We start from the raw sequence: 5,412 nt of genomic DNA on the forward strand, positions 1-5,412 counted from the left end.
CTATAAACCCAATACCGAGCGACTGCGCGACTGGATATCCAATCCCAAGAGCAATGGCTACGAATCACTGCACGCCACGGTGATGAGCGATAGTGGTAAATGGGTAGAGGTGCAGATCAGGACCCGCAGGATGGATGAAGTGGCAGAAAAAGGACTTGCCGCGCACTGGAAATACAAGGATGGAGATGCAGGCAAGGCTTCCTCCCTCGACCGATGGCTCCATCAGGTGAGAGAACTCTTGGAGAATCCCGATGCCGATGCACTCAACTTCATCGATGATTTCAAGCTCAACCTCTTTGCTGAAGAGATCTTCGTCTTCACCCCGACCGGAGAATTGAAAAAGCTCCCGGTCAATGCCACCGCACTCGATTTCGCCTTCGAGATCCATACTCAGGTAGGTGCACGTACCATCGGAGCCAAGGTCAATCATCGACTGGTGCCTCTGAGCCATCAATTGAAAAGTGGAGACCAGGTAGAGATCCTGACGAGCAAGAATCAGACTCCCAGTGAGGACTGGCTCAACTTCGTCATCACAGGAAAGGCCAAATCCAAGATCAGGGAATCCCTCAAAGAGCAGAAGAAGACCGTTGCGCTGGATGGCAAGGAGATTCTCCAGCGTAAGTTCAAGTCCATCAAAGCGGATTTCATCAGCGCCAATGTGGAATTGTTGAGACGTCATTATAAGGTGGAGAGCACCACCGATTTCTATTATGACATCGCCACGGGAAAGATCGACCTCAAAAAGCTCAAAGGCCACAAGGTGAGTAACGGTAGGCTAAGCTTCCCGCGCAAGAAAGTCGAGAGCAGCCGTCCCAAGGAGAACAAGGTACACGCTCCCCTTCCTACCAAATCAGATACTCTGGTGCTCAATGCGGGGGATGTCAATTTCAAATACAAGCTCGCACCCTGCTGCAATCCCATACCAGGAGATGACATCTTTGGTTTCGTGACCATCAACGATGGTATCAAGATCCACCGCACCAATTGTCCCAATGCGGTACAGATGCTCTCCAAATTCGACTATCGCGTGATGAAGGCCAAGTGGTCCAGTCAGAAGGAACGGGAATCCTTGGCCTATATCAAGTTCGAAGGGATAGACGACATCGGTCTGGTCCACAACATCACCGATACCATCTCGCGCCAGCTCACGATCAATATGAAGAGCATCTCATTCGAGAGTAATGATGGTATCTTCACAGGAAGGATATCGCTCTTCATCCACGACACCAATCACCTCAGCAAACTCATTCGCGAGATGAAAAGCATCAAGGGAGTGACTTCTGTGAGAAGAATTGAGAAACCCACTGACTGATATGGAGGAGACCATGGCAACAGAGGATAAGATACTGGCCCACGCCACCGAGGTGTTCACCGACTATCTATCGGAGAACAACCTGCGCAAGACCCCGGAGCGCTTTGCCATTCTGGCCGAAATCTACGCCTCCGATCATCATTTCGACATCGAATCGCTCTTCAAGAACATGAAGGCGAAGAACTATCGGGTGAGCCGGGCCACGCTGTACAACACGATCGAACTTCTTCTGGAGTGCGATCTGGTGCGAAAACACCGCTTCAGTGAGAATCAGGCCCAATTCGAGAAGAGCCTCCATCACAAACAACACGATCATATCATCCGTACCGATACAGGTGAGGTCATCGAATTCTGTGATCCACGCATCGAGAATATCAAGGCTACACTGGAAGATATCTTCGGTCTGGAGATCTCCCATCACTCGCTCTATTTCTACGCCAAGGCCAAGGATTCCGATCAGGGATAAATCCTTGTCTGACGTGGATTATTCCAGCGCAACACCTTCAGCATATATGTACCTTTGAAGCTGCTATCGGAATAAATGACGACCGTATGAAAATGGATGTATTGCTCGGAATGCAATGGGGTGATGAAGGCAAGGGAAAGATCGTAGATGTACTCACTCCGGAGTATGATCTCATTGCCCGCTTCCAAGGAGGACCCAATGCCGGACACACCCTCGAGTTCGATGGGATCAAACATGTCCTACACACCATTCCATCGGGGATATTCAGAGAAGGAACACACAACCTCATCGGAAATGGGGTCGTGATCGACCCGGTCATTCTGAAGAAGGAAGTAGAAGCCCTAGAAGCACTGGGTGTGGATGTCAACTCGCGACTCTCCATCAGCAAGAAGGCCCACTTGATCCTTCCCACCCACAAACTCCTCGACCAAGCCTCTGAACTGGCCAAGGGCAAGAAGAAGATCGGTTCCACCCTGAAAGGCATCGGACCTACGTATATGGATAAGACGGGACGAAACGGTTTCCGTGTAGGGGATGCGCTACTCAGCGATGCGCGCCTCCGCTATGAATCCCTCGTCAACAAACACCGTCACCTCCTCTCCCTCTACGACCCCATCGAAGAGGATACCCAACTCGAAGAGGAATGGCTGGAGGCCATGCATTGGCTCACTACGATGGACATCGTGGACAGCGAACCCTACGTGAACGACCTGCTACGCAACGGCAAGAAAGTTCTGGCCGAAGGAGCTCAAGGGGCTCTGTTGGACATCGATTTCGGCACCTATCCCTTTGTCACGAGCAGCAATACGACCAGTGCCGGAGCATGCACCGGATTGGGTGTAGCTCCCAATCGGATCGGAAATGTCTATGGCATATTCAAGGCTTATTGCACCCGCGTGGGCAGTGGCCCCTTCCCTACCGAACTTACAGATGCCCTCGGTGAAGAGATCCAGAACAAGGGGCATGAATTCGGCAGTACGACCGGACGTGCGCGCAGATGCGGCTGGCTGGACCTTCCCGCACTGAAATACTCCTGCATGGTAAACGGTGTCACGCACCTGAACATGATGAAGGCCGATGTCCTCAGTGGCATCGATGAATTGAAAATTTGTGTGGCCTATCAGACCCCTAACGGACGCACAGAGCATCTCCCGTTCTCGCTGGAAGACGAGATAGAACCGATCTACGAGACCCTGCCCGGATGGTCAGAAGACATCACCGGAGTGCTGGACAAAGATGACTTTCCAGAGAATCTGGCGGCCTACATCCGATTCATCGAAAAGCACATCGGAGTACCTATCAATATCATCTCCGTAGGCCCTGACCGGGAGCAGACCATTCTGCTCGACAAGGTCTTGGCATAAGAATTGACCTCCGTCTGCGTGCGGATATTCCTTCATAGCATCCTATTTATCCTCTGTGGACTACACTTGTCTGCTCAGGACAACAAGAAGATACAGCTCATACGGGCCGATGTCATCGAGTACGATGCCGGTATGGTCAAAGCGCAGCGCCTACTCGGACGCGTCATATTCGAGCATCAAGGCAGCCGCATGTATTGCGATAGTGCCTATCTCTATGAGGAGTCCAATCGCTTCGAATCCTTCGGTAATGTGCGCATCACTGATAAAAAGGATCTCACCATACGCGGCAAACGACTGGACTACGATGCCGATGAACGCAAGGCGGAGATATTCGAGGAGATCACCCTCAGGGATGGGGAGATGACCCTCACCACCGATTATATCGAGTACCAACTGGATGACCGTATGGCCAGTTATTTCGGTGGAGGGAAGATCGTCAGCTCGGCCAATCGCAATGTCCTGACCAGCAGTATGGGCCATTACTTTGCCGATAGCAAGATCATGCATTTCAAGGATACCGTGGAGCTGCGCAATCCGCAGTACACCATGTATACCGATACACTCCACTACCATTCCCTATCGGAACAGGCCTATTTCCTCGGTCCCACCATCATCGATTCCGATGAGAACCGCATCTACTGTGAGAATGGCTGGTACGACACGGTCAATGACAAGGCCCGTTTCGGGGAGAATGCCCATATCTGGAGCAACGAACAACAGCTACTGGGAGATAGCCTATACTATGACCGCAATGCCGGATATGGCGAAGCCTTCGGAGATGTCTTGATCATCGATACGCTCAATCAATTGCAGATCAGCGGACAGTATGGTAAACATCTGGAAGAGCAGGACATGAGCTTCGTCACCGATGGAGCGCTCATGGAGCAGTTCTTCGAAGCAGATACCCTCCTACTCCATGCCGACACCTTGCAGATGACAGCCGATACGCTGGAGAAACGCAAGATCACTGCCTTTTATGGGGTCCAGATATTCAAGACCGACCTGCAAGGCGTCTGTGATTCCTTGGTCTATACCGAAGCTGACAGCCTCATACGCATGTACGAGCAGCCCTTTCTATGGAGCGAGGAGAACCAGATCAGTGGAGAACGCATCGACCTGAAGACCTATGAGGGCACCATCGAATCGATGTATACCGAGAACATGGCCTTCATCATCAGTCAGGTGGACAGTATACACTATAACCAGATCAAAGGCCGCACCCTCACCGGCTACTTCAAGGAGAATGAACTGGACCGTGTGGTGATCGAGGGCAATGGGGAATGTATCTACTATGCCGTGGAGGAGGTGCCGGAAGAAGATGCGAGCGATAGTACCTACGTGCCCAAGCAACGCATCATCGGGGTGAATGTGGGTGCCTGTAGCAGCATGGTAATAGGCATCGAGGACCGGACGATCAGCCGGGTCAAGTTCATCACCAAGCCCGACAATGCCTTCTACCCCTTGGATAAGATCAGTCAGGAAGCACTGATCCTCAAGGATTTCACCTGGAACGGGGATCAGCGTCCGCTCGATAGAAGCGCCTTGATCCAATGAGTCATCCTTCAACAGAATCTCTTCCTTTCATCGAACTCTTCACCGATGGGGGTGCCGAACCCAATCCGGGGATCGGAGGATTCGGTTTCATCCTCTGTCAGCGGGGACATTGCAAGGAGTTTGCTCAGGGATTCGAAATGACCACCAATAACCGCATGGAACTGATGGCGGTGATCTATGGACTGGCCCAGATCAAAAGACGAACGCGGGTGCAGGTCTATTCCGATTCCAAATATGTGATCGATGGTATAGAGAAAGGCTGGGCCAAGAACTGGCGCAGCAAAGGCTGGATGCGGAATTCCAAGGAAAAGGCCCTCAATGCCGACCTCTGGGCCCGACTGCTCGAACTGGTCGACCATCATGAGGTACGTTTCCAATGGGTCAAAGGGCACAACGGCCACATGCAGAATGAACGCTGTGATGCGCTGGCCACCTGGGCCATCAAGAACTCGGAGCTTCGTGTCGATGAAGGCTATCCGGGTTGAATCAGGCCCGCTTCAGAGCGACCTTGAAGACACTTCCTTGACCGGGACGGCTTTCTATCTGAAGCTCCCCTTCATTCAAGTCCACCAATTCCTTGACCAGGGTCAGGCCTAGCCCGGTACCTACTTCCCCGGCTGTTCCCCGTTCGCTTTGGATCCCATCGGAGGCGAGCCGTTCTATCTGTTCAGCGCTCATGCCTACTCCAGAATCCTTGACCAGCACCTGTATCCGAC

6 protein-coding genes are annotated in these 5,412 nt (G+C 52.1%); 5 read left to right on the plus strand and 1 reads right to left on the minus strand.

The genetic code is table 11. The features are described 5' to 3' along the window. From HKN79_10750 to rnhA, 5 genes are all read left to right on the plus strand, one after another. A partial coding sequence (locus HKN79_10750) for a bifunctional (p)ppGpp synthetase/guanosine-3',5'-bis(diphosphate) 3'-pyrophosphohydrolase (GenBank protein ID NNC84044.1) occupies positions 1 to 1,312 on the plus strand: 1,312 nt, incomplete at its 5' end. Between the two features lie 13 nt (positions 1,313 to 1,325). Then, positions 1,326 to 1,778 carry a transcriptional repressor gene (locus HKN79_10755; GenBank protein NNC84045.1) on the plus strand — a complete coding sequence of 151 codons (453 nt, stop codon included), beginning with the start codon at positions 1,326 to 1,328 and terminating at the stop codon, positions 1,776 to 1,778. A gap of 86 nt (positions 1,779 to 1,864) precedes the next feature. Further along, complete coding sequence (locus tag HKN79_10760; GenBank protein NNC84046.1) at positions 1,865 to 3,142, plus strand: adenylosuccinate synthase; 1,278 nt, start codon at positions 1,865 to 1,867, stop codon at positions 3,140 to 3,142. Between the two features lie 18 nt (positions 3,143 to 3,160). Continuing rightward, positions 3,161 to 4,696: a hypothetical protein gene (locus tag HKN79_10765; protein NNC84047.1), complete on the plus strand. Its 1,536-nt coding sequence runs from the start codon at positions 3,161 to 3,163 to the stop codon at positions 4,694 to 4,696. Then, positions 4,693 to 5,181 (plus strand): ribonuclease HI, encoded by a 489-nt coding sequence (gene rnhA, locus HKN79_10770; GenBank protein NNC84048.1) that lies wholly within the window; start codon positions 4,693 to 4,695, stop codon positions 5,179 to 5,181. Before HKN79_10765 ends, rnhA begins: the two co-directional genes overlap by 4 nt. A 1-nt stretch (position 5,182) precedes the next feature. On the opposite strand, the gene HKN79_10775 is transcribed toward rnhA, so the two are convergent. Further along, positions 5,183 to 5,412 (minus strand): sensor histidine kinase (locus HKN79_10775; GenBank protein ID NNC84049.1); only part of this gene is annotated, 230 nt, incomplete at its 5' end.

This window comes from Flavobacteriales bacterium (genome assembly GCA_013001705.1).
Classification (GTDB): domain Bacteria; phylum Bacteroidota; class Bacteroidia; order Flavobacteriales_D; family JABDKJ01; genus JABDLZ01.

Bases quoted from the DNA above. Each gene is read 5' to 3' on its own strand.
- HKN79_10760 (NNC84046.1), top strand. From the start codon at position 1,865: ATGAAAATGGATGTATTGCTCGGAATGCAATGGGGTGATGAAGGCAAG.
- rnhA (NNC84048.1), top strand. From the start codon at position 4,693: ATGAGTCATCCTTCAACAGAATCTCTTCCTTTCATCGAACTCTTCACC.
- HKN79_10755 (NNC84045.1), top strand. From the start codon at position 1,326: ATGGCAACAGAGGATAAGATACTGGCCCACGCCACCGAGGTGTTCACC.